Consider the following 22,414-nt stretch of genomic DNA (forward strand, 5'->3'; position numbering starts at 1 on the left):
GTCAGTCCGGGCGTACGGGGGCGGCGCGGGTGGCTCCGGGCCGTGGTTCTGTGTGCCTTGCTGGCCGCGGCCGCACTGGCCTGGCTGCTGTGGCGCGGCAGTGCGGCGGGTACGCCGCCGCAGACGGAGGAAGTGGAGCCGGTGGCCCCGCCTTCTGCTGCGGTGCTGGAGCGCGGCGCCTATCTGGTGCGGGTTGGCGCTTGCATGGGCTGCCATACCGCCCAGGGCGGGGTGGTGCTGGCGGGTGGAGGCGAGGTGCGCACACCGTTCGGCGTGTTCCATGCGCCGAATCTGACCCCGGATGTTGAGACCGGTCTCGGCCGCTGGAGCCTGGCCGACTTTCGCCGTGCCATGCGCTATGGGGTGGCGCCGGGCGGGCGCCTGCTGTACCCGGCATTCCCGTATGAGCAGTACACGGCTATGCGCACGGACGATGTGGATGCCCTCTACCACTACCTGCGCAGCCTGCCGCCAGTGGTGCAGCCGGCCCAGTCGCACGTGCTGGCGTTTCCCTATGGATCCCAATGGGCGCTGGCGCTGTGGCGGGGGCTGTACTTCCGTCCGTCCGCTGCCGTGGCGCAGGTGGGGGAGGTAGGGTCACAGGAAGCGGGGCGTTATCTGGTGCAGGCCGTCGCCCATTGCGCGGCCTGCCATTCCCCGCGCAACGGTCTGGGGGCGCTGGGGGGGGGGCAGCGGCTGGAAGGAGGGTTGATGCCTACCGAGGGCTGGCAGGCGCCGTCGTTGCTGGACAGTCGTGAGGCCGGTGTGCAGCGCTGGACTCCGCAGGCTGTGGTGCAGTTGCTGCGCACCGGGCGCACCGATGCAGGGGCCACGGCCAGCGGGCCCATGGCGGATGCGGTGTTCTGGAGCACACGGTATCTGACCGATGGTGATGCCCGGGCAGTGGCCGCCTATCTGCAGCGCCTGCCGGATGCATCGGCGGGCGCAGGAGCAGGTGGGGCGGCTGCCGCGGTGACGCCGCCCGCCGCAGGTGGCGGCCAACGTCATGACAGCGTCGCCCAGGCTAACTTTCGCTTCTATTGTGCGGACTGCCATGGAGCTCAGGGCCAGGGTGGCGGCCCCGGCGGGGCGTTTCCTCCGCTGGCGGGCAACAGGGCGGTGCTGCGCAGTGACCCTGGCAATATGCTGCGCAGCATTCTGCAGGGCGGCTATGGTCCCACCACGGCGGGTAACCCGGCACCGCACGGCATGCCGCCGTTCATGCAGACCCTGGGGGATGCGGAAATCGCAGCGCTGGCCACGTATATCCGCCAGTCCTGGGGCAACCAGGCAGCGACAGTCGCTACCATGGAGGTTTTTCGCGCCCGGCAGGGCCGTCCGTGACGGTGGCTGGAGGGCCAGGAGTGCAATGCAAATGAAGGATGCGGCTGTGCGGACCACGGTGCCCGGTGTGCCTGTCGACCCGTGGTGGGTGGTGTGTCTGTGCGCAGACTGGTGCGGGGTGTGCCGGGAATACCGCAGCGGGTTCGAGGATGTGGCCCGGCGCTGGCCGGGCGTGCGCTGGGAATGGCTGGACGTGGAAGACCGAGAAGACCTTGTGGACGACGTGGATGTGGAGACGTTCCCCACGCTGCTGATCGGCCAGGGCGCGCGCGCCTTCTTTCTGGGGCCGCTGCTGCCGCAGCATGCGGTGCTGGAGCGGCTGGTGGCGTCTTTTATCGATGGCGCGCCGGCCACGCCCCACTTGCCCCCCGAGGCCACACCGCTTTTGCAGCGGGTGACAGCCGCACTGGCGTAAGGCGGTCTGGAGGCTTCCATCCGGCTTGTAGGCTGTCTTTGCGAATCAACGCTTTAGCGGCTACAATACGGGCTTCACGACCAAACGGGCGGGTACCAACCGCCCGTTTTTTTTGGTCGGTAGGATTTGGAGCTCGAAGCTGCCGCCCTATCAGAGCGGTGGTTATCGGGTTTTTTGTACTTCCGGGATTGAACTGAATACACGTGGCATTACAGCAAATCGTTGAAGAAACCGTGACAGGTCTGGGCTATGACCTGGTCGAGATCGAACGCACCGCAGGCGGGCTGTTGCGTATTACGATCGATTTGCCTTGGGCGCCGCCGGTCGAGGGGCAGCCTGTGCCGCTGCTTGAGCAGTTCATCACCGTCGAAGACTGCGAACGTGTGACGCGCCAGCTGCAGTTTGCGCTGGAAGTCGATGGTGCCGATTACAAGCGCCTGGAAGTTTCATCGCCCGGCATCGACCGTTTGCTGCGCCACGAGCAGGACTTCATCCGTTTTGAAGGCCAAGAAGTGGACTTGACGCTCAAGGAAGCCATTGGCGAGGCCGCGACCGGCAGCATCAATGCCAATCGCAAAAAATTCCGCGGCACGCTGGAGCGCGCCGAAGGCGGTGGATGGCAGATCGTCTGGAGCGATGCCCCTCCCATCAAGCCTGGGGTACGAGTGAGTAAAAAGCGTGAAGCGCCGCCACTGCAGGCGCTGGGCTTCACGTTCGACGAGTTGCGTGAAGCGCGGCTGGCGCCCATCGTCAATTTCAAAGGGCGCGCGGCCAAGCCGGAGTAAGGCTGGATCGTCATCGTTTGGGCAAGGAAGGCGCTGTGGGTGCCTCCTCTTGGAAAGAAAATAGGAGAGTCGTCGCATGAATCGCGAACTGTTGATGTTGGTGGAAGCCATTTCGCGTGAAAAGAATGTCGAGCACGATGTGGTTTTCGGCGCGGTGGAGCAAGCGCTGGCGCAAGCCACAAAGAAGCTGTACGAAGGTGAAGTGGACATTCGTGTGGCGATCGACCGCGACAGCGGCGACTACGACACTTTCCGCCGCTGGGTGGTGGTGTCCGATGACGCCGGCCTGCAAAACCCCGACGCCGAAGAAATGCTGATGGATGCGGAAGACCGCGTGCCCGGCATTCAGGTGGGCGAGTTCATTGAAGAGCAGATCGAGTCGCTGCCCATCGGCCGTATTGGCGCGATGGCCGCCAAGCAGGTCATCCTGCAGAAGATCCGTGACGCCGAGCGCGAAATGCTGCTTAACGAATTCATGGCCCGTGGCGAAAAGATCTTCACCGGCACCGTCAAGCGCATGGACAAGGGCGACATCATTGTCGAATCCGGCCGTGTGGAAGGCCGCCTGCGCCGTGGGGAAATGATTCCCAAGGAAAACCTGCGCAACGGCGACCGCGTGCGTGCCATGATCATGGAAGTGGACCTGACGCTGCGCGGTGCCCCCATCATCCTGTCGCGTTCTGCTCCGGAATTCATGATCGAGCTGTTCCGCAACGAAGTGCCGGAAATCGAGCAAGGTCTGCTGGAAATCAAGAGCTGCGCACGCGATGCGGGCAGCCGTGCGAAAATCGCCGTGATCTCCCACGACAAGCGCGTGGACCCCATCGGTACCTGCGTGGGCGTGCGTGGTTCGCGCGTCAACGCGGTGACCAATGAGCTGGCCGGCGAGCGCGTGGACATCGTGCTGTGGTCGGAAGACCCTGCACAGTTCGTGATCGGCGCCCTGGCACCTGCGAACGTGTCGTCCATCGTGGTGGATGAAGAAAAGCACGCCATGGACGTGGTGGTGGACGAGGAAAACCTGGCCATCGCCATCGGTCGTGGTGGTCAGAACGTGCGTCTGGCCTCTGACCTGACCGGTTGGAAGATCAACATCATGGATGCCGCCGAGTCTGCCCAGAAGCAGGCTGTGGAAACCGACTCCGCCCGCAAGCTGTTCATGGAAAAGCTGGATGTGGACGAGGAATTCGCCGGCATCCTGATTGACGAAGGTTTCAGCAGCCTGGAAGAAGTGGCCTATGTGCCCATCGCCGAAATGCTGGAAATCGAGGCGTTCGACGAGGAAACCGTCAACGAACTGCGTGCACGTGCCAAGGATGCACTCCTGACGATGGAAATCGCCAAGGAAGAGAGCGTGGCCCATGTCTCCCAGGATCTCCGTGATCTGGAAGGCCTGACACCGGATCTGGTGGCCAAGCTGGCTGCCGGTGGTGTGCAAACCCGTGATGATCTGGCCGATCTGGCCATTGACGAGCTGACCGAACTGACCGGTCAAACCGCCGATGAAGCCAAGGCACTGATCATGAAGGCGCGCGAGCACTGGTTCACGCAGGGTGAAGAGTAAGGGTACGGAGGTAAGTAGGAAATATGTCGTTGAATACAGTCGCCGAGTTTGCCGCCGAACTCAAGAAAACCCCCGAGACCCTGCTCGACCAACTGAAGTCCGCAGGTGTGGCCAAAGCCACGTCCGCAGATCCTTTGACCGAATCGGACAAGCAAAAACTACTCAGCTTCCTGAAGGCCAGCCATGGCGCGGAAGGTGCTGACCGCAAGAAGATTACGTTGACCAAGAAATCGACGAGTGAGATCAAGCAGGCCGATGCCACTGGCAAGGCCCGCACCATTCAGGTGGAAGTGCGCAAGAAGCGCACCTTCATCCAACGCGACGAAACCCCGGCCGAAGCAGCCGCCCAGGCTGCACGTCCTGCGGCCGAGCTGGCCCGCCGTGAGGAAGAGGCACGCCTGCAAGTGGAAGACCTGCGCAAGCAGGAAGAAGCTCTGGTGACCGAGCGCAAGGAACGCGAAGAGCGTGAAGGCGTGGTGCGCCGCGAGCGCGAAGCCGAAGAGCGTGCCCGTGCCTATGCCGAGGCTGAGGCCGCCAAGGTGCGCCAGGAAAAGGAAGCCAAGAAGGAAGCCGCTGCAGAAGCCGTGGCCGCCCAGGAAGCCCGCGCTTCTGCACAGGCCGAAGCCCGTGCCAAGGCCGACGAGGAATCCCGCCAGCGCGCTGCGGAGGAAGCCGCACGTGCCAAGGATCTGGACGAGCGCCGCCGCAAGGCCCTGGCCGAAGCCGAAGCCATCCGCGCCATGATGGCCGCACCCAAGAAGGTGCTGGTTGCCAAGAAGCCGGAAGAGCCCAAGAAGCCTGCTGCGACCACGGCCGACGCCAAGAAGGCTGCGCCTGCTGCCAAGGATGGCAAGCCTGCAGCCGGCGGCGCTACCGCCAACGCGGGCGCCGGCAACCGCAACGGCGGTGGCAAGGAAGTCAAGTCGGCCAAGCTGTCCTCCAGCTGGGCCAATGACGCCAACGGCAAGAAGAAGGAAATCAAGACCCGTGGCGACAGCTCGGGCGGCGTGGGCCGTTCGAACTGGCGCGGTGGTCCGCGTGGTGGCCGTCGCGGCAATGACCGCAACGATCACCAACAGCAGCAGAGCCAGGAATTCCGCCAGCTGGAGATTTCGGTGCCGGAAACCATCACCGTGGCCGAACTGGCGCACAAGATGGCCATCAAGGCTTCCGAAGTGATCAAGGCGCTGATGAAGATGGGCCAGATGGTTACCATCAACCAGCCGCTGGACCAGGACACCGCCATGATCGTGGTGGAAGAAATGGGTCATGTGGCCAAGGTGGCTGCACTGGACGATCTGGAAGCGTTCACCGCCGAGGAAGTGTCCAACTCCGAAGCCGAGATGATCTCCCGCGCTCCTGTGGTGACCGTCATGGGCCACGTGGACCACGGCAAGACCTCGCTGCTGGACTACATCCGCCGCACCAAGGTGGCGTCGGGCGAAGCCGGCGGCATTACACAGCACATTGGTGCCTACCACGTGCAGACGCCTCGCGGCATGATCACCTTCCTGGACACCCCGGGCCACGAGGCCTTCACGGCCATGCGTGCCCGTGGCGCCAAGTCCACTGACATCGTGGTGCTGGTGGCCGCTGCCGACGACGGCGTGATGCCCCAGACCAAGGAAGCCATCAAGCACGCCAAGGCGGCTGGTGTTCCTATCGTGGTGGCCATCACCAAGGCGGACAAGCCCGACGCCAACCCCGACCGCGTCAAGCAAGAACTGGTGGTCGAAGAGGTGCTGCCTGAAGAGTACGGCGGTGACTCGCCTTTCGTGGCGGTGTCGTCCAAGACCGGCCAGGGCATCGACGAGCTGCTGGAGCAGGTGCTGCTGCAGGCCGAAGTGCTGGAACTGACGGCACCTGTGGATGCCGCAGCCAAGGGTCTCGTGATCGAAGCCCAGCTGGACAAGGGCCGCGGTACCGTGGCCACCGTGCTGGTGCAGTCCGGTACGCTGAAGGTGGGCGACATCGTGCTGGCAGGCCAGACCTATGGCCGCGTGCGTGCCATGCTGGACGAAGACGGCAAGCAGACCAAGGAAGCCGGTCCGTCGATTCCGGTCGAAATCCAGGGTCTGAACGAAGTGCCCATGGCGGGTGATGACTTCATGGTGCTGCAGGACGAGCGCCGTGCCCGTGAAATCGCCACCTACCGCGCTGGCAAGTTCCGCAACACCAAGCTGGCCAAGCAACAAGCGGCCAAGCTGGAAAACATGTTTGCCGAAATGTCCGCTGGCGATGTGCAGACGCTGCCCATCATCATCAAGGCCGACATGCAAGGCTCGCAGGAAGCGCTGGCCACCTCGCTGCTCAAGCTGTCGACCGAGGAGATCAAGGTCCAGTTGGTGTACTCCGGCGTGGGCGGTATCTCGGAATCCGACGTCAACCTGGCGCTGGCTTCCAAGGCCATCATCATCGGTTTCAACGTGCGTGCAGACGCCCAGGCTCGCAAGACGGCCGAAGGCAACGGCGTGGATGTCCGCTACTACAACATCATCTACGACGCCGTGGATGAAGTGAAGTCGGCCATGTCGGGCATGCTGGCTCCCGAGAAGCGCGAAGAGATCATCGGTATGGCCGAGATCCGCACCGTGTTCGTGGCAACGAAGATCGGCACCATTGCCGGTTCGTACATCACGCAAGGTCACGTCACCCGCAATGCACACTTCCGTCTGCTGCGCGACAACGTGGTCATCTACACGGGCGAAATCGAATCGCTGCGCCGTATGAAGGACGACGTCAAGGAAGTCAAGGAAGGCTTCGAGTGCGGTATCAAGCTCAAGAACTACAACGACATTCGTGAGAACGACATGCTCGAAGTGTTCGAGATCAAGGAAATCGCGCGTACGCTGTAATCACCGATGGCAACACGCAAGAAATCCGCTGCGCCCAATCGCAGCTTCAAAGTCTCCGACCAGATCCAGCGTGATCTGTCGGAGCTGATCGCCCGCGAGTTGAAGGACCCGCGCGTTGGCATGGTCACGCTGCAAAGCGTGGAGGTGACTCCCGACTATGCCCACGCCAAGGTGTACTTCAGCCTGCTGGTGGGTGATCCTGTGCAAACCGAAATGGCGCTGAACCAGGCCGCAGGCTTTCTGCGCAACGGCCTGTTCAAGCGCCTGCACATCCATACCGTGCCCACGCTGCACTTCCATTTCGACCGCACCGCTGAGCGCGCGGCCGACATGAATGCCTTGATCGCCAAGGCTGTGGCGTCGCGCGGACCTGAAGAAGGCTGAGCATATGAACGCCCCTCGCACACGGGTGCAGCGGCGCCCTGTGCATGGGGTGTTGTTGCTTGACAAGCCGCTGGGCCTTTCCAGCAATGACGCTTTGCAGAAGGTGAAGTGGTTGTTGCGTGCCGAAAAGGCCGGCCATACCGGAACCCTGGACCCCCTGGCCAGTGGCGTGCTGCCACTGTGCTTTGGTGCTGCCACCAAGTTCAGCCAGCTGCAGCTGGAAGCCCCCAAGACCTATACCGCGATTGCCCGCCTGGGGCAGACCACGACCACGGCCGATGCCGAGGGCGCGGTGCTGCGCGAGCGTGCGGTGGATCTGGCGTCCATCACGCCCGAGTGCCTGGCGGCTGTGCGGGCGCAGTTCACCGGCGATATCCTGCAGGTGCCGCCGATGTACAGCGCTCTGAAGAAAGACGGCAAGGCCCTGTATGAATACGCCCGCGCGGGTGTGGAGATCGAGCGCCCGGCGCGCGCGGTCACGATCCATGCACTGAAGCTGGCGTTGACGCAGGACGAGGATGGCCAGCCGGCCATTGAAATGGTGGTGACCTGCAGCAAAGGCACGTACATCCGTACGCTGGCCGAAGATGTGGGGGAAGCTCTGGGCTGTGGTGCGCATCTGCGCGCACTGCGCCGCACCGATACCGGTGGCATCGATCTTGCACGCTGCGTGACGCTGCAGGCGCTGATCGATATGCCGGAGGCCGAACGCATGCAGCATGTGCTGCCTGCGGACACATTGCTGCATGCCCATGTGCCTGTCACATTGGGCGAGCAAGATGCCGGGCGTTTCCTGTCCGGCTTGCGCCGCCGTGGTGACTGGCCCGATGCCAGCGCCGTGGCGGTGTATGGAGACCAACCCCGTGCCCTGTTGGGTGTGGGGCATGTCACAAGCGGGGAGCTGATTCCTGACCGCCTGCTCAGTCCCCTGGAAATTCAACAGATTTTGGAAGGCACGCCGCTGCATACAGAGCGCGGCAGTTTGGAAACTTTATGAGCAAACAAATCCGCAACATCGCCATCATTGCGCACGTTGACCATGGCAAGACCACCATGGTTGACCAGTTGCTGCGCCAATCCGGTACCTTTGCCGAACACGAAAAAGTCGTGGATACGGTGATGGACAACCACGCCATCGAACGCGAGCGTGGCATCACGATTCTGGCCAAGAACTGCGCCGTGTCCTGGAACGACACCCACATCAACATCCTCGACACCCCCGGTCACGCGGACTTCGGCGGCGAAGTGGAACGTGCCCTGTCCATGGTGGACGGCGTGGTGCTGCTGATCGATGCGCAGGAAGGCCCCATGCCCCAGACGCGTTTCGTGACCAAGAAGGCGCTGGCCCTGGGCCTGCGCCCCATCGTGGTGGTGAACAAGGTGGACAAGCCTGGTGCCAACCCCGACAAGGTCGTCAACGCTGCGTTCGACCTGTTCGACAAGCTGGGCGCGACCGATGAACAGCTGGACTTCCCCGTGGTGTACGCCTCGGGTATCAACGGCTGGTCTTCGAAGGAAGAGGGCGAGCCCGGCGCGCAATGGGGTACCGACATGTCGGCCCTGTTCGACACCATCCTGGAGCACGTGCCTTCGGTGCAAGGCGATGCTTCGGCACCGCTGCAGATGCAGATTTCCGCGCTGGACTACTCCACCTTTGTGGGCCGTATCGGCGTGGGTCGCATCACCCAGGGTACGCTGAAGGTGGGTCAGAACGTGACGGTCATGGCCGGTCCGGAAGGCAAGCCTTACAACGGCAAGATCAACCAGATCCACCAGTTCCAGGGTATTGACCGTGTGCAGGTGACCGAAGCCGGTCCCTCGGACATCGTGCTGATCAGCGGTATCGAAAACATCGGGATCGGCGAAACCATCACCGACCCCGCCAATCCCCAGCCTCTGCCGATGCTGAAGATTGACGAGCCCACGCTGACCATGAACTTCTGCGTGAACACCTCGCCTCTGGCAGGCCGTGAAGGCAAGTTCGTGACCAGCCGTCAGATCTGGGACCGCCTGCAAAAGGAACTGCGCTCCAACGTGGCGCTGCGCGTCAAGGAAACCGACGAAGACGGTATCTTTGAAGTCTCCGGCCGTGGCGAACTGCACCTGACCATTCTGCTGGAAGAAATGCGCCGCGAAGGCTATGAACTGGCCGTGTCCAAGCCCCGCGTGGTGATGCAGACCATCGACGGCGTTCGCCATGAGCCTATCGAGCTGGTGACGGCCGACATCGAAGAAGGCCACCAAGGCGGCGTGATGCAGGCCCTGGGCGAGCGCAAGGGCGAGCTGGTGAACATGGAACCCGATGGCCGCGGTCGCGTCCGTCTGGAATACCGCATCCCAGCCCGTGGCCTGATCGGTTTCACCAACGAATTCCTGAACCTGACCCGTGGTTCCGGCCTGATCGCCAACATCTTCGACAGCTACGAACCCCATAAGGGCGACATCGGCGGCCGCAAGAACGGCGTGCTGATCTCCATGGACGACGGTGAAATCTTCACCTACGCCCTGGGCAAGCTGGATGACCGCGGTCGCATGTTTGTCAAGCCCAACGACCCCGTGTACGAAGGCATGATCGTCGGGATCCACAGCCGTGACAACGACCTGGTGGTGAACGCCACCCGTACCAAGCAGCTGACCAACTTCCGCGTGAGCGGCAAGGAAGACGCGATCAAGATCACGCCTCCCATCGAGCTGTCGCTGGAATACGGTGTGGAATTCATCGAAGAAGACGAGTTGCTGGAAATCACTCCCGTCAGCCTGCGCGTGCGCAAGCGCCACCTGAAGGAGCACGATCGCAAGCGTGCTTCGCGCGAAAACGCATAAGCCAGCGGCTGCTTCGGCAGCTGTTGCAAGCAAAGGCCGCCTTGTGCGGCCTTTTTCTTTGGACGTTCCGGTTGCAATAGCTGCCGCCGCAGGGCCAGATCGCGCAATACGCGGAGGCGGTGCGCGCGAGGGACAGAAGTTGGCACCATCCTCGGTTATCGTGCCGGTTTGACCGGGTGCAGCCGCAGAGTTTGCGGTGTGCGCCGGATCCGCGAACCCCTACGGAGAGATTTTCCCCATGACAGAGACAACCGCAGACGTTCTGGCCGAAGTGCGTGGCCAGGTAGGCTTTATCACCCTGAACCGCCCCAAGGCCATCAACGCCCTGTCGCTGGGCATGGTGCGCGCGCTGCTGGCCCAGCTGCTGGCATGGCAGCATGACGACCAGGTGCTGGCCGTGGCGATCCGTGGCAGCCACAAGGAAGGGGTGTTCGGCCATTTCTGCGCGGGCGGGGATATTCGCTTTCTGCATGCGGCGGGCAGCACGGGCAATCCCGAGCTGGAGGATTTCTTCACCGAGGAATACGCCCTCAACCACCTGATCTTCAACTACCCCAAGCCCTATATCGCCTTCATGGATGGCATCGTCATGGGCGGCGGCATGGGCATCAGCCAGGGGGCCAGCCTGCGCATCGTGACCGAGAAGACCAAGATGGCCATGCCCGAGACCATCATCGGCCTGTTCCCCGATGTGGGCGGTGGCTACTTCCTGTCGCGCTGCCCCGGCCATGTGGGGGAGTGGCTGGCGCTGACCGGTGACACCATCACCGCAGCCGATGCCATCGCTTTCAAGCTGGCCGATGCCTACCTGCCCACGGCAGAGCAGGGCGCGCTGTGGGAGGCGTTGGCCACGCAGTCGTTTGCCGACGGCAGGGCGGTGCAGGCTTTTGCACAGGCACGCACGCAAGCCCAGGCTCCGGGCACGGTGCGCAGCACGGCCGATATCGACCGTGTGTTTGCCTTGCCCACCGTGCAGGCCATCATCGATACGCTGGAAGCCGATGGCAGCGAATGGGCGCAGGGCACAGCGGCGGCGCTGCGCAAGCGTTCGCCTCTGATGCTGCATGTGGTGCTGGAGCAGATCCGCCGCGCGCGCGGCATGGATGTGGCCACCGATCTGCGCATGGAGCGCGACATGGTGCGCCACTGCTTCTATCTGCGCCCTGGCCAGAGCGAGACCGTGGAAGGTGTGCGTGCGCTGGCGGTGGATAAGGACCACAATCCGCAATGGAATCCGCCACGCATTGAAGAGGTGAGCGAAGACCTGTGGCGCGCCTTCTTTGTCAGCCCCTGGCCGGCGCATTCCCACCCGCTGGCCATGCTGAAAGACGCGTAAGCCGGCAACGCAGGCACTGTGGTGCCGCAGGCCGAGGCCGCACCCCGGTGCGGCCTTTTTGCTGGTTGAAGAGTATTCAGGTCCCGGACCCCGGATTCCGGATCGCGGGCGTTCGACGGCAGCAGGCTGCCCGTGCCCGTATGGTGCAGCGCCGGCAGCCATCTCAGGCATGCCGCAACGCGGTCAAAAAAGGCCGCGCAAGGCGGCCTGTGGTGGGCAGGGGCAACGCGCTTCAGCGGCTGCGGCTTTTCAGCGCGCGCTCGACTTCGCGTTTGCCTTCGCGGTCCTTGATGACGTCGCGTTTGTCGTGCTCGGCCTTGCCCTTGGCCAGTGCGATGTCGCACTTCACAAAGCCGTTCTTCCAGTGCAGATTGATGGGCACCAGGGTGTAGCCTTTTTGCTCAACCTTGGTGGTCAGGCGCTCAATGTCGTTCTTCTTGAGCAGCAGCTTCTTGATGCGCGCGGCATCGGGGTTGACGTGCGTGGAGGCGGTCTTGAGCGGGTTGATCTGGCAGCCCAGCAGGAACATCTCGCCCTCCTTGATGAGGACGTAGCCGTCGGTCAGCTGCACCTTGCCTTCACGCAGGGCTTTGACCTCCCAGCCGTGCAGCACCACGCCGGCTTCGTAGCGCTCTTCGAAGAAGTAATTGAAAGCCGCTTTCTTGTTGTCTGCAATGCGCGAGGGTGTTTCGGTTTTTTTTGTTGCCATGGGTTTTTGATACGGTGCGCCCCGTGCCAGCAGGGCTCTCTCTACAATGGGCGCTTAGCCGCAAGCTGCAATTCTAGTTTCGCACGGTCTGTTGTGCCGCCTGGGAAATCATTCCCGGTGGATGCAGGGGCCCTGCACCCATCGATGAAAAACGTCCACAAATCCGTCCTGATCTGGTACAGCCCTGCTGAAATGTACGCCCTTGTCACCGACGTGGCGCGCTATCCGGAGTTTTTGCCATGGTGCTCCCACACCAAGGTGCTGGAGCAGGACGCCACGGGCATGACGGCCGAGGTGGGTATGTCGCTGGGCGGACTCAAAAAGTCCTTCATCACCCGCAACACGCACGAAGAAGGCCACAGCGTGGCCATGCGGCTGGTCAAGGGGCCGTTCTCGCGGCTGGAAGGGCGCTGGATCTTCCACCCCGTAGGGGATGGCAGTCAGCGCGCTTGCAAGGTAGAGCTGCAGCTGGATTATGGTTTTGACTCCGCGCCGCTGGCGGCGGTGGTCGGGCCGGTGTTCGATCGCATCGCCAACTCCATGGTGGATGCCTTCATCAAGCGCGCCGAAGCGGTGTATGGCTGATACCTCGTCTGCGGCTGCCACGCCCCTGGCGGAGCTGGAGGTGTGCGTGTGCCATTCGCCTGCGCCGGGTGAAGTGCTGGAGCGCTGTGTGCGGCTGTCAGCGCCCGCCACCGTGGCCGATGCCTTGCAGGCGGCCGGCCTGGCCTGGCAGGAAGGGCAGGCCTGTGGTATCTGGGGGCGGGTGTGCGATGCCGCCACCTTGCTGTATCACGGGGATCGGGTGGAGCTGTACCGCCCCTTGACCGTAGACCCTAAGGTGGCGCGCCGCGAACGCTTTGCCCAGCAGGGTGCACGCCGCTCCGGGCTGTTTGCCAAGCGACGGGCGAACAGCAAGGCAGGCTACTGAATTCAAAGGCCAGCCGGGTGGTGCAGCGCACCGCCTTTGATATGGACGGCAAAGGCTTTATTTCCAGGTGGGAGGGTGTTTTCGCTCCGCGATGTCAGTGGATCCGAAAATAAACGCGCATATACCGCGCAATCAGAATGTGAGCGGATGCTGACATTGAATATCTCTCAATCCCATTTCTCTTTTGACAAGTTGCTCTGGGAAACACTTTTGAAGGGCGTGCGGTATCGATTTCAACGGCTGTCTTTTGAAAAAAAGCGCCACGGCATCAAGCCCGTTGGATATCTTTTGCAACGCCGTTGATATTTTGTACCGTTGATCGTATCAATATGTACAATTGCGCCGCTTTTGAGAGAGCAGGCGCAGGGCATCCGCCATGCACTGATAAATCCAATACCAAAAATTACTGAGGGAATTGCGTGGGCCGTGTTTGGGCTTTGCGTGCGTGGTCGGCGCTGGCGCCTGGGCTGCAAACATCTGCGCACTGGCAACAGTGGGTCCAGGAGCCCGTGTGGCCCTGTGGTGAGGTGACGCTGGATCTGTCGCATGTCCCTGCCATGGCGCGCCGGCGTCTGGGACAGCAGGCCAAATGGGCGGTTTTCGTGGCCGATGCCGTGCTGACCCATGCCGGCCAGCCGGATCTGCCTGTGGTCTGGGCTTCGCGCCACGGTGATGCCGAAAAATCCCTGGCCCTGCTGCGGGATCAGGCGGCTGGCGAGCCTTTGTCCCCTACGGCCTTTGCTCTGTCGGTGCACAACGGCATCGGTGCCCAGCATTCCATTCTGCGTGGCTTGCGCGCCAATGCGGTGTGTGTGGCCTGTGCCCATGCTGCCCCTGAGGCCGGTGTGGTGGAGGCACAGGGGCTGCTGCACGAAGGTGCGGCCGAGGTGATGCTGGTGTGCTACGACGCACCGTTGCCGGCCCCCTACGACCGCTTTCACGATGAGCCAGTTCTGCCTTTCGCCTGGGCGGCCTTGCTGGCATGGGCGGCGCCTGGCGAGCCTGGCTTCAGCTTGCAGGCCCTGCCGGCAGCAGCGCCGGGCAACCATGCGGAGGACACGCCGCGGCGCTTTCCCCATGGCCTGGAGGTGCTGCAATTTCTTCTGCAAAAAGAGCCTCCCACGCTGCGCAGTCCCCAGTTGCGCAGCAGGCCAGGAGCGGTGTCCGCCAATGCTGGCAGTTGGTTGTGGGAGCGTCGTCATGGGTGAATGGGTGAACCGTGGCTGGCGCGTGTTGGCCACCGGGCTGTGCTTTGCTGTCTTTGGCCTGGGAGGGCTGGTGGTGCGCTGCGTGGTCTACCCGGCACTGTTGCTGGGGGTGCGCCAACCCGGGCGGCGCCAGCATCTGTCGCAGGCGGTGATTCACCACAGCTTCCGCTGGTTTGTGGCGCTGATGCGCTGCGTTGGGGTGCTGTCCTACGAGGTGCGGGGCATGGAACGCCTGCAGCGCCGAGGGTTGTTAATTCTGGCCAACCACCCCTCGCTGATCGATGTGGTGTTTCTGATTTCCTTTGTGCGCCATGCGGACTGCATCGTCAAAGCGGCGCTGGCACGCAATCCATTCACGCGTGGGCCGATCACGGCGGCGGGATTCATCACCAACAGCGGTGGGTCCGAACTGCTGGACGACTGCCTGCACTCGCTGCAGGCCGGCAACAACCTGATCATTTTTCCCGAGGGCACGCGCACGCCTCTGCAAGGTCGGGTGCGGCTGCAGCGCGGCGCTGCCCATGTGGCAGTGAAAGGGCGCATCGCCATCACGCCGGTGCATATCCACAGCAGTCTGCCCATGCTGACCAAGGGCACGCCCTGGTGGCAGGTGCCGCTGCGCAAACCGCACTTCACCATCGAGGTGCGTGAGGACATTGCCGTGGCGCCCTTTTGCGAGACCGCGCCCAGCGAGGTGCTGGCTGCGCGCCAGGTCACAGAACATCTGTCAGAGCAACTTTTTAGAGAGCCTTCACGTGCTTCAGCTTGAGCAAGAGATTAAAGAACTCATCATTTCTTCCCTGGCGCTGGAAGACATCACGCCGCAGGACATCGATGCCAGCGAGGCGCTGTTTGTCGATGGCCTGGGCCTGGACTCGATCGATGCGCTGGAGCTGGGCCTGGCACTGCAAAAACGCTATGGCGTGAGCATGTCGGCCGATTCCGAGCAGACCCGTCAGCATTTTCGCAGCGTCCAGGCGCTGGCCGCTTTCGTGGCCTCTCACCGTGCCCACTGAGTCCTGAACCGGAAATATCCCATGAACAAAGAAGCCATTTACGAGCGCATCGTCCAGATCTTGCAGGACACCTTCGATATCGAGGTCGAACGCATTACGCCTGGTGCCAAACTGTATGAAGACCTGGACATCGACAGCATCGATGCCGTGGACCTGATCGTGCAACTCAAGCCTCTGGCGGGCAAGCGTCTGAACGCCGAGGCCTTCAAGGCCGTGCGTACCATCCAGGACGTGGTGGACGCCTTGTACCTGCTGGTCAACGAAGACAGCGCCGTCGCCGTCTGAAAGCCGCACACGCCATGCGCAAAGCCGCGGCCGGGGCTCTGTTGGTGTTGACGCTGCTGTATCCGCTGGGAATCTATGCTGCGCTGGACCATGTGGCGCCGCAGTGGCTGGCTGGAGCCTTGGTGCTGTTGGTCCTGCTGCGGGCAGTCAGCACGCGCCAGAGTTTTTGGTATCTGGTGGCCGCAGGGGCTGGGGTGCTGGCCCTGGCGTCGTGGTGGCTGGGTGATGCCCGCGCCGTCAAGCTTTACCCGGTGTTGGTCAATGCGGTGTTGCTGGTCGTGTTTGGCTGGAGCCTGCGTTGCCCGCCGTCGGTGGTGGAGCGGCTGGCGCGCTTGCAGACCCCGGACTTGCCGGCTGCGGCCGTGGCTTACACGGCACGGGTCACGGCACTGTGGTGCGGTTTTTTTGTACTGAATGGCGCAGCCGCGGTCTATACGGCGCTGTACTGCAGCGATGCCATCTGGGCCCTCTACAACGGGCTGCTGGCCTACGTGGCCATGGGGGGGCTAATGGCCGGCGAGTGGCTGGTGCGCCAGCATGTGCAGCGCCGCCAAGGTGGACATCCGGCCGGGGCGGCCGCAAACGAATGAGGATGAAGGTCCTGTGAATCCAGGCTTGACATTGGCCCAGGTGGCCCTGCCGCAGTCCCGTGCGGCGACGCATGCCGTGGCCCGGCTGGCTGCGGGCGTGGTCACGCATGCGCAATGGGTGCGCCAGGTAAAAGCCTGGTGTGCCGCCTTGCAGCAGGTGCAGGGGCAGGATGTGGCCCTGTATCTGGAGGATCCGCTGGTCTTTGCCGCGGCGCTGTGGGGCGCCTGGCATGCGGGCAAGACGCCGGTACTGCTCAGCGACACCCAGCCCCAGACCGTGGCGCAGTTGCTGCCTCAGGTGGGGGCCTGCGTGGGGCCGTGGCCCGGTGCCATCGGTCCGGCGCAGGATGCGACCGCGGTGGATGCGGTGGCTCTGCAGCCTCTGGACATGGCGCTGGCTCGCCTGGTGTTGTTCACCTCCGGATCCACTGGCATGCCGGAGCGTATTGAGAAATGCCTGGCGCAGCTGGATGCCGAGGTCCACGCTCTGCAATCCGTTTTCGCTGCGGATCTGGCTGTAGATGGGGCACAGGTGTTGTCGACCGTGTCGCACCACCATATCTACGGTTTGCTGTTCCGGCTGCTGTGGCCTTTGTCGACCGGGCGCCTGCTGGGCACCAGCTTTGCACGTTACCCGGAAGAGCTGGTGCAGCAGTTGCAGGCAGCTCCGTCGAGCCTGCTGGTGTCCAGTCCAGCCCTGCTCGGGCGCTTGCCTGTGCAGTTGGACTGGGCAGCGGCCACAGTGGGTTTGCATGGCGTGTTCTCCTCGGGTGGTCCGCTGCCGCACGAGGCATCAGTTCTCGCCCAGCAGTTGCTGGGCCATTCACCCACGGAGGTGTTTGGCAGCTCCGAGACCGGCGGCATTGCATGGCGCCGCCGCTCCGAGCAGGGCGACACCTGGCAGACGCTGCCGGGTGTCGCATTGCGTGTGCTGGACAACGGTTGTCTGGCCGTGAAGTCTTCGCATCTGCCCGCAGCGACGACCTGGTGGGAAACCGCCGATTGTGTCGAAGCCAGTGGTGATGGCCGGAGCTTTGTACTGCTCGGCCGCTCAGACCGCATTGTGAAGATTGCGGAGAAGCGTGTGTCGCTGACCGCCATGGAGCGCTGCCTGCAGGCCCACGACTGGGTGCAGCAAAGCAGGGCGGTGGTGCTGGAGCAGACGCCCGAAGGCGGTCCCTCCCTTGCGCGGGTAGGCATGGTGGTGGAGCTGACCGATGCTGGCTGGCACGCATTGCAGCAGTACGGCCGACGCCATATGGGCCAGACCTTGCGCGGAGTGTTGGAAGGCGCGGTGGAGCGTGTGGCTCTGCCACGCAGCTGGCGCTATGTGGCGCAACTGCCGGTCAACGCCCAGAGCAAGATCACACAGCAAAGTCTGCAGACCCTGTTCAATCCGGTGGTGCCGTTGCCGCGTTGGCGGGAGCGTAGTGCCACCCAGGCGACAGCCGAGCTATACATCCAACCCCGGCTGCGCGTGCTGGAAGGCCATTTCCCCGGAGCGACGCTGGTGCCAGGTGTAGCGCAGCTGCATTGGGCGGTGAGCCTGGGGCTGCAGGCATTCGGCCTGGATGCACATTTCGCAGACGCCCAGTTGCTCAAATTCCAGCAGCCCATCCTGCCGGGCGATACCGTGCAGATGCAACTGCAATGGCTGCCGGACAAAGGCTGTCTGCAGTTTGCCCTGACATCGGCGCGCGGCGCGCATGCCAGCGGCAAGCTGTTGCAGTGGAGGGCATGATGAGCTTTCGCCCGATTGCCGTGATTCCCGTCTACAACCACCCAAACACCATCGGCCAGATGGTGCAAGGGGTGTTGCGGGCAGGGTTGCCTTGTCTGCTGGTGGACGACGGGAGCGAGCCGCACTGTGCCGCCGTGCTGCAGGATTTGGCCCTCCAGCATGCGCCCCGGGTACAGCTGCTGCGTCTGGCACAGAACCAGGGCAAGGGGCAGGCGGTGATGGCCGGCCTGCGCCAGGCCCATGCCCAGGGTTATAGCCATGGGCTGCAGATCGATGCCGATGGCCAGCATGCCGTGGCCGATATCCCTGTTTTCGTTGCGCTGGCACGCCAGCATCCGCAGGCCATGGTCTGCGGTGCACCGGTGTATGACGCCAGCGTGCCCAAGGGCCGTTTGTATGGCCGCTACCTCACCCATGTGTGGGTGTGGATCAATACGCTGTCGCTGGATATCCGTGACTCCATGTGCGGCTACCGCATCTACCCGCTGTCGGCCACGGTGGCCGTGCTGGACAGTGCCCCCATGGGCAAGCGCATGGAGTTTGATACCGAGGTGCTGGTGCGCATGCACTGGTGGGGTCTGCGCTTTGTGACCCAGCCCACGGCGGTGACCTATCCGCTCGACGGCCTGTCGCATTTCCAGGTCTGGCGGGACAACCTGCTGATCTCGGGCATGCATGCACGCCTTTTTGCCGGCATGTTGTGGCGCAGTCCCCGGCTGCTTGTGCGCAAGCTGGCAGGAAGGCGTGGCGCATGAACACCACTCCGCAAGGTAGCGTGCAGGGGACGGCGCCGTTGGCTGCCACCCATTGGGCCCAGATCGGCGAGAGTACCTTTGTGGCAGGGATGTGGGCGCTCTACCACGTGCATCGCGTGCTGGGACGCTGGCCGTTTCTGTGGTGCCTGTACCCGGTGGTGGCCTATTACTGGCTCACCCGCCCGTTGGCTCGGCGTGCATCGCTCCAGTATCTACAGCGCTTGCAGCATGCCCATGGCCTGTGGCAGCGCATGCCGGGCTGGTGGCAGAGTCAGAAGCACTTTCGCACCTTCGCCCAGGTGATTCTGGACAAACTGCTGGCGCTGACGGGGCGCTACGGCACCGAGCGGGTGCGCTGTGGTGGCGACCAGCCGTTGCGGGATCTGCTGGAGCGGGGCCAGGGTGCCGTCATCGTCACGGCGCACATGGGATGCATCGAGCTGTGCCAGGTCCTGGCGAGGCAAAGGCCCGGTCTGCGCCTGAACATCCTGGTGCACACCAAGCATGCCAGGCAGTTCAACCGGCTGCTGCAGCGTCTGGCACCCGACAGCGGTGTGTGTCTGCTGCAGGTGTCCGACTTCAGTGCTGCCACGGCGATGCTGCTGGCTGAGCGCGTGGCGCGGGGGGAGTTCATCGCCATTGCCGGCGACCGTGTGCCGGTGCACGACAGCAAGACCACGCGCGCATTGTTTCTGGGCCATGAGGCGGCTTTTCCCTGCGGCCCCTATGTGCTGGCTGCGCTGCTCAAGTGCCCCTTGTTTTTCATGGGCTGTGTGCACGAGGGCCTGGGCTATGCGGTGGAGTTTGTGCCGCTTGCCGCCCAGGTGCAATTGCCGCGGGCAAAGCGCAACGAGGCGCTGGCTGGCTATGCCCAGCTGTATGCACAGCAGCTGGAGCGCCTGCTGTGCACCGCGCCCTACGACTGGTTCAACTTTTTCCCGTTCTGGGAGCAGGGCGCGTCAATGGCCGTGCAACCCCTGCCTTCCGCCTGATTTGTTTGCCGTGAGTGATTTCGTATGACCCAGAATGCCCGCCCTGTGCTCATCTTTTTTGATGGCACACCCCTGCAGATCGAGCAGATCCATGCCATTGCCCACCAGCAGGCACAGGCCGCGCTGTCGCCCGAGCCCACGTTTCGTACGCGCATCCAGCAAGGCGCCGATTTTCTGGACCGCCTGCTGGCCGAAGACGGTGTGGTCTATGGCGTGACCACGGGCTATGGCGATTCGTGCACGGTGGAAATCCCTCCCATGCTGGTGCCCGAGCTGCCGCACCATCTGTATGCCTACCACGGCTGCGGTGCAGGCCGCTGGCTGACGCCGGTAGAGACACGCGCAGTGCTGGCCTGTCGCATGGCATCGCTGGCGCAAGGCATGTCGGGGGTGAGCTGGGCGCTGCTGCAGCAGCTGGAGCACCTGCTGCAGCAGGACATCTTGCCGCTGATCCCGGCCGAAGGCTCGGTGGGCGCCAGCGGCGATCTGACGCCGTTGTCGTATGTTGCTGCAGCCTTGTGTGGCGAACGCGAGGTGCTCTTTCAAAATGAACGCATGTCTGCCGCGGATGCCCTAGCGCTGACTGGTGTCACTCCATTGCGGCTGCGGCCCAAGGAAGGCCTGGCGTTGATGAACGGCACGGCGGTGATGACCGCGCTGGCCTGCCTGGCCTGGCAGCGCGCCCAGTATGTGGCCCAGCTCGCCTGCCGCATCACGGCAGCCAATGTCGTGGGCATCGCCGGCAACGCCCACCATTTCGATGAGACCCTGTTTGCCGCCAAGCCGCACCCTGGCCAGCAACGGGCGGCTGCGCGCATCCGCTCCGACCTGGTGGCCGAGGCACCGCTGCGCAATTCCCACCGACTGCAGGACCGCTATTCGCTGCGCTGCGCCCCGCATGTGATCGGGGTGCTGGAAGACGCACTGCCCTTTATGCGCCAGCTGGTGGAGGGTGAGCTGAACTCGGCCAACGACAACCCGCTGATCGATCCCGGGCAGGAACGTGTGCTGCACGGCGGCCATTTCTACGGTGGTCACATTGCTTTCGCCATGGATGGACTGAAGAACGCCGTGGCCAATGTGGCCGATTTGCTGGATCGCCAGCTGGCCCAGCTGGTGGACACGCGCTACAGCCAGGGACTGCCATCCAACCTTTCCGCCGTCCAGGGCGAACGCCAGGCCATCAACCACGGGCTCAAGGCGGTGCAGATTAGCGTGTCGGCCTGGACGGCCGAGGCACTCAAGCAGACCATGCCGGCTTCGGTGTTCTCGCGTTCCACCGAATGCCACAACCAGGACAAGGTCAGCATGGGCACGATTGCCGCGCGCGATGCGCTGCGGGTGCTGGAGCTGACGGAGCAGGTAGTGGCCGCCATGCTGATTGCAGCACGCCAGGCTGTGACCTTGCGCCAGCGCGTGCAGGCCGATGTGCCCGTGGGGGCGGCAGTACGCTCCTGGATTGCGGACCTGGCCGCCCGCGTGCCGCTGGTGGAGGAAGACCGTGCGCTGGACCAGGATCTGCAGCGTCTGCTGGTGGATATTCGCGATCGCGCCTGGAGCCTGTATGCCCACTGAACCAGAAATCGCTTCGCGGGAGCGACTGAGCTGCGAGATCGACGTGGTCCCTGCGTTCTACGACATCGATGTGATGGAGATCGTCTACCACGGGCACTATGTGCGTTACCTGGAGCTGGCACGCAGCGCGCTGCTTGCCCAGTTCGACTACGACTATCCACGGATGCGCGATTCCGGCTATGGCTGGCCGGTGGTGGACATGCGCCTCAAGTATGTGCGCCCGGCGCTGTTCGGGCAGAAGCTCAAGGTGCGTGCCAGCATCACCGAGTGGGAAAACCGCCTGCGCATCGACTACGTTATCCGCGATGCAGCCACGGGAAAGAAGGTCAACACGGCCCATACCATCCAGGTGGCGGTGAATATGCAAACCCGTGAGATGTGCTTTGTCTGCCCCCCGGTGCTCTGGGAACGCCTGGGAGTGCAGCCATGAAGCGGGTGCCGCGGTCGTGCGTGGGCGCCTTGCTGGCGGTCTGTGCAAGTCTGATAGGTTTTTCGGCGGTGCAGGCGGCACCGGCCGCTGCGGCGAAAGCAGAAACACCGGCCGTGCAGACCCTGCTGGCACAGGTGCGCCAGCGCGTGCAGGACGCACCGGTGGTGCGTGGGCAGTTCACGCAGCGCAAGACGGTACAGGGCTTCAAGCAGCCTCTGCAGTCGTCGGGCGATTTTGTGGCGGCACGGGGCAAAGGCATTGCCTGGCTGGTGCGCAAGCCGTTCGCATCGACCCTGATCGTCAAGCCAGACAGCCTGCTGTCACGCGGCGCGGATGGCCGCGTGGCCATGCAGATGAAGGCGCAGGATGAGCCGGTGCTGCGCACCATCAATGCCATGTTGTTTGCCGTGATGGCAGCCGACCTGGAACAGCTGGGCCAATATTTCGAGGTGACCGGGCAGGTGCAGGCAGGCAACTGGACGCTGCACCTGGTGCCACGCGACGCCATGCTGGCGCAATGGCTGCAGGCGGTAGACCTGCGCGGTCAGCAGTTTGTGCAGGAGGTGCAGCTGCAGGAAGCGCGTGGCGATCACAGCCAGATTCTGATACAGAATCCCGTCGCAGAAAAAGCGCTGCGTGCACAGGATGCTCCACTTTTTGAGTAAAGCCTGAACTG

General features: G+C 63.4%; 23 protein-coding genes. 22 read left to right on the forward strand and 1 reads right to left on the reverse strand.

The genetic code is table 11. From position 1 onward, the window contains the following. Positions 1 to 42 precede the first annotated feature (42 nt). The 9 genes from B3349_RS20005 to B3349_RS20045 all read left to right on the forward strand — a co-directional run bounded on the left by B3349_RS20005 (position 43) and on the right by B3349_RS20045 (position 11,506). Positions 43 to 1,344 (forward strand): c-type cytochrome, encoded by a 1,302-nt coding sequence (locus B3349_RS20005; protein WP_291591409.1) that lies wholly within the window; start codon positions 43 to 45, stop codon positions 1,342 to 1,344. Positions 1,345 to 1,369: 25 nt separating this feature from the next. Next, entirely contained in the window at positions 1,370 to 1,759 is a 390-nt protein-coding gene (locus tag B3349_RS20010) for a thioredoxin family protein (protein WP_524535974.1), read from the forward strand. Positions 1,760 to 1,962: 203 nt separating this feature from the next. Then, positions 1,963 to 2,544 (forward strand): ribosome maturation factor RimP, encoded by a 582-nt coding sequence (gene rimP / locus B3349_RS20015; RefSeq protein WP_291591411.1) that lies wholly within the window; start codon positions 1,963 to 1,965, stop codon positions 2,542 to 2,544. Positions 2,545 to 2,620: 76 nt separating this feature from the next. Continuing rightward, positions 2,621 to 4,108: a transcription termination factor NusA gene (nusA, locus tag B3349_RS20020; RefSeq protein WP_291591412.1), complete on the forward strand. Its 1,488-nt coding sequence runs from the start codon at positions 2,621 to 2,623 to the stop codon at positions 4,106 to 4,108. 23 nt (positions 4,109 to 4,131) lie between these two features. Further along, a complete protein-coding gene (gene infB, locus B3349_RS20025; RefSeq protein WP_291591413.1) occupies positions 4,132 to 6,963 on the forward strand; it encodes a translation initiation factor IF-2 in 2,832 nt (943 codons plus the stop codon). Positions 6,964 to 6,969: 6 nt separating this feature from the next. After that, positions 6,970 to 7,347, forward strand: coding sequence for a 30S ribosome-binding factor RbfA (rbfA, locus tag B3349_RS20030; RefSeq protein ID WP_291591414.1), 378 nt, complete (start codon positions 6,970 to 6,972; stop codon positions 7,345 to 7,347). Between the two features lie 4 nt (positions 7,348 to 7,351). Then, positions 7,352 to 8,344 carry a tRNA pseudouridine(55) synthase TruB gene (gene truB / locus B3349_RS20035; protein ID WP_291591415.1) on the forward strand — a complete coding sequence of 331 codons (993 nt, stop codon included), beginning with the start codon at positions 7,352 to 7,354 and terminating at the stop codon, positions 8,342 to 8,344. Then, on the forward strand, positions 8,341 to 10,170 hold the full coding sequence (gene typA, locus B3349_RS20040) for a translational GTPase TypA (protein ID WP_291591416.1): 1,830 nt from the start codon (positions 8,341 to 8,343) through the stop codon (positions 10,168 to 10,170). The genes truB and typA overlap by 4 nt, the downstream gene beginning before the upstream one ends. A 238-nt stretch (positions 10,171 to 10,408) precedes the next feature. Next, a complete protein-coding gene (locus tag B3349_RS20045; RefSeq protein ID WP_291591417.1) occupies positions 10,409 to 11,506 on the forward strand; it encodes an enoyl-CoA hydratase/isomerase family protein in 1,098 nt (365 codons plus the stop codon). A gap of 232 nt (positions 11,507 to 11,738) precedes the next feature. On the opposite strand, the gene smpB is transcribed toward B3349_RS20045, so the two are convergent. Beyond that, a complete protein-coding gene (gene smpB, locus B3349_RS20050; protein ID WP_291591418.1) occupies positions 11,739 to 12,215 on the reverse strand; it encodes an SsrA-binding protein SmpB in 477 nt (158 codons plus the stop codon). Between the two features lie 144 nt (positions 12,216 to 12,359). Here smpB and B3349_RS20055 point away from each other — a divergent pair, with 144 nt between their 5' ends. The 13 genes from B3349_RS20055 (at position 12,360) to apeL (ending at position 22,403) form a co-directional block, all read left to right on the forward strand. Further along, on the forward strand, positions 12,360 to 12,800 hold the full coding sequence (locus B3349_RS20055; RefSeq protein ID WP_291591420.1) for a type II toxin-antitoxin system RatA family toxin: 441 nt from the start codon (positions 12,360 to 12,362) through the stop codon (positions 12,798 to 12,800). Next, positions 12,793 to 13,146, forward strand: a complete 354-nt coding sequence (locus B3349_RS20060; RefSeq protein ID WP_291591422.1) for an RnfH family protein — start codon at positions 12,793 to 12,795, stop codon at positions 13,144 to 13,146. The genes B3349_RS20055 and B3349_RS20060 overlap by 8 nt, the downstream gene beginning before the upstream one ends. Before the next feature lie 419 nt (positions 13,147 to 13,565). Further along, positions 13,566 to 14,354 (forward strand): beta-ketoacyl synthase chain length factor, encoded by a 789-nt coding sequence (locus B3349_RS20065; RefSeq protein WP_291591424.1) that lies wholly within the window; start codon positions 13,566 to 13,568, stop codon positions 14,352 to 14,354. After that, positions 14,347 to 15,123: a lysophospholipid acyltransferase family protein gene (locus tag B3349_RS20070; RefSeq protein WP_291591426.1), complete on the forward strand. Its 777-nt coding sequence runs from the start codon at positions 14,347 to 14,349 to the stop codon at positions 15,121 to 15,123. Before B3349_RS20065 ends, B3349_RS20070 begins: the two co-directional genes overlap by 8 nt. After that, positions 15,110 to 15,370 carry an ApeE family acyl carrier protein gene (gene apeE / locus B3349_RS20075; RefSeq protein ID WP_272971148.1) on the forward strand — a complete coding sequence of 87 codons (261 nt, stop codon included), beginning with the start codon at positions 15,110 to 15,112 and terminating at the stop codon, positions 15,368 to 15,370. Before B3349_RS20070 ends, apeE begins: the two co-directional genes overlap by 14 nt. A 21-nt stretch (positions 15,371 to 15,391) precedes the next feature. Next, a complete protein-coding gene (locus B3349_RS20080) occupies positions 15,392 to 15,655 on the forward strand; it encodes an acyl carrier protein (RefSeq protein WP_291591429.1) in 264 nt (87 codons plus the stop codon). 14 nt (positions 15,656 to 15,669) lie between these two features. Next, the gene (locus B3349_RS20085) at positions 15,670 to 16,245 is read left to right on the forward strand and encodes a COG4648 family protein (RefSeq protein WP_291591430.1); all 576 of its coding nucleotides are present in this window, start codon (positions 15,670 to 15,672) and stop codon (positions 16,243 to 16,245) included. Positions 16,246 to 16,258: 13 nt separating this feature from the next. Further along, positions 16,259 to 17,986 (forward strand): ApeI family dehydratase, encoded by a 1,728-nt coding sequence (locus B3349_RS20090; RefSeq protein ID WP_291591432.1) that lies wholly within the window; start codon positions 16,259 to 16,261, stop codon positions 17,984 to 17,986. Continuing rightward, the gene (locus tag B3349_RS20095) at positions 17,986 to 18,741 is read left to right on the forward strand and encodes a glycosyltransferase family 2 protein (protein WP_291591433.1); all 756 of its coding nucleotides are present in this window, start codon (positions 17,986 to 17,988) and stop codon (positions 18,739 to 18,741) included. The genes B3349_RS20090 and B3349_RS20095 overlap by 1 nt, the downstream gene beginning before the upstream one ends. After that, positions 18,738 to 19,733 carry a lysophospholipid acyltransferase family protein gene (locus B3349_RS20100; RefSeq protein ID WP_291591434.1) on the forward strand — a complete coding sequence of 332 codons (996 nt, stop codon included), beginning with the start codon at positions 18,738 to 18,740 and terminating at the stop codon, positions 19,731 to 19,733. Before B3349_RS20095 ends, B3349_RS20100 begins: the two co-directional genes overlap by 4 nt. A 24-nt stretch (positions 19,734 to 19,757) precedes the next feature. Further along, on the forward strand, positions 19,758 to 21,308 hold the full coding sequence (locus B3349_RS20105; RefSeq protein ID WP_291591436.1) for an HAL/PAL/TAL family ammonia-lyase: 1,551 nt from the start codon (positions 19,758 to 19,760) through the stop codon (positions 21,306 to 21,308). Further along, complete coding sequence (locus tag B3349_RS20110) at positions 21,298 to 21,738, forward strand: acyl-CoA thioesterase (RefSeq protein ID WP_291591437.1); 441 nt, start codon at positions 21,298 to 21,300, stop codon at positions 21,736 to 21,738. Before B3349_RS20105 ends, B3349_RS20110 begins: the two co-directional genes overlap by 11 nt. Next, complete coding sequence (apeL, locus tag B3349_RS20115; RefSeq protein WP_291591438.1) at positions 21,735 to 22,403, forward strand: ApeL family LolA-like protein; 669 nt, start codon at positions 21,735 to 21,737, stop codon at positions 22,401 to 22,403. The genes B3349_RS20110 and apeL overlap by 4 nt, the downstream gene beginning before the upstream one ends. Positions 22,404 to 22,414 lie beyond the last annotated feature (11 nt).

This window comes from Comamonas sp. UBA7528 (assembly GCF_002479375.1).
Classification (GTDB): Bacteria; Pseudomonadota; Gammaproteobacteria; order Burkholderiales; family Burkholderiaceae_C; genus Comamonas.

Bases quoted from the DNA above. Each gene is read 5' to 3' on its own strand.
- B3349_RS20010 (WP_524535974.1), top strand. From the start codon at position 1,370: ATGCAAATGAAGGATGCGGCTGTGCGGACCACGGTGCCCGGTGTGCCT.
- nusA (WP_291591412.1), top strand. From the start codon at position 2,621: ATGAATCGCGAACTGTTGATGTTGGTGGAAGCCATTTCGCGTGAAAAG.
- infB (WP_291591413.1), top strand. From the start codon at position 4,132: ATGTCGTTGAATACAGTCGCCGAGTTTGCCGCCGAACTCAAGAAAACC.
- rbfA (WP_291591414.1), top strand. From the start codon at position 6,970: ATGGCAACACGCAAGAAATCCGCTGCGCCCAATCGCAGCTTCAAAGTC.
- truB (WP_291591415.1), top strand. From the start codon at position 7,352: ATGAACGCCCCTCGCACACGGGTGCAGCGGCGCCCTGTGCATGGGGTG.
- typA (WP_291591416.1), top strand. From the start codon at position 8,341: ATGAGCAAACAAATCCGCAACATCGCCATCATTGCGCACGTTGACCAT.
- B3349_RS20045 (WP_291591417.1), top strand. From the start codon at position 10,409: ATGACAGAGACAACCGCAGACGTTCTGGCCGAAGTGCGTGGCCAGGTA.
- smpB (WP_291591418.1), bottom strand. From the start codon at position 12,215: ATGGCAACAAAAAAAACCGAAACACCCTCGCGCATTGCAGACAACAAG.
- B3349_RS20055 (WP_291591420.1), top strand. From the start codon at position 12,360: ATGAAAAACGTCCACAAATCCGTCCTGATCTGGTACAGCCCTGCTGAA.
- B3349_RS20060 (WP_291591422.1), top strand. From the start codon at position 12,793: ATGGCTGATACCTCGTCTGCGGCTGCCACGCCCCTGGCGGAGCTGGAG.
- B3349_RS20070 (WP_291591426.1), top strand. From the start codon at position 14,347: ATGGGTGAATGGGTGAACCGTGGCTGGCGCGTGTTGGCCACCGGGCTG.
- B3349_RS20080 (WP_291591429.1), top strand. From the start codon at position 15,392: ATGAACAAAGAAGCCATTTACGAGCGCATCGTCCAGATCTTGCAGGAC.
- B3349_RS20085 (WP_291591430.1), top strand. From the start codon at position 15,670: ATGCGCAAAGCCGCGGCCGGGGCTCTGTTGGTGTTGACGCTGCTGTAT.
- B3349_RS20095 (WP_291591433.1), top strand. From the start codon at position 17,986: ATGAGCTTTCGCCCGATTGCCGTGATTCCCGTCTACAACCACCCAAAC.
- B3349_RS20100 (WP_291591434.1), top strand. From the start codon at position 18,738: ATGAACACCACTCCGCAAGGTAGCGTGCAGGGGACGGCGCCGTTGGCT.
- B3349_RS20105 (WP_291591436.1), top strand. From the start codon at position 19,758: ATGACCCAGAATGCCCGCCCTGTGCTCATCTTTTTTGATGGCACACCC.
- B3349_RS20110 (WP_291591437.1), top strand. From the start codon at position 21,298: ATGCCCACTGAACCAGAAATCGCTTCGCGGGAGCGACTGAGCTGCGAG.
- apeL (WP_291591438.1), top strand. From the start codon at position 21,735: ATGAAGCGGGTGCCGCGGTCGTGCGTGGGCGCCTTGCTGGCGGTCTGT.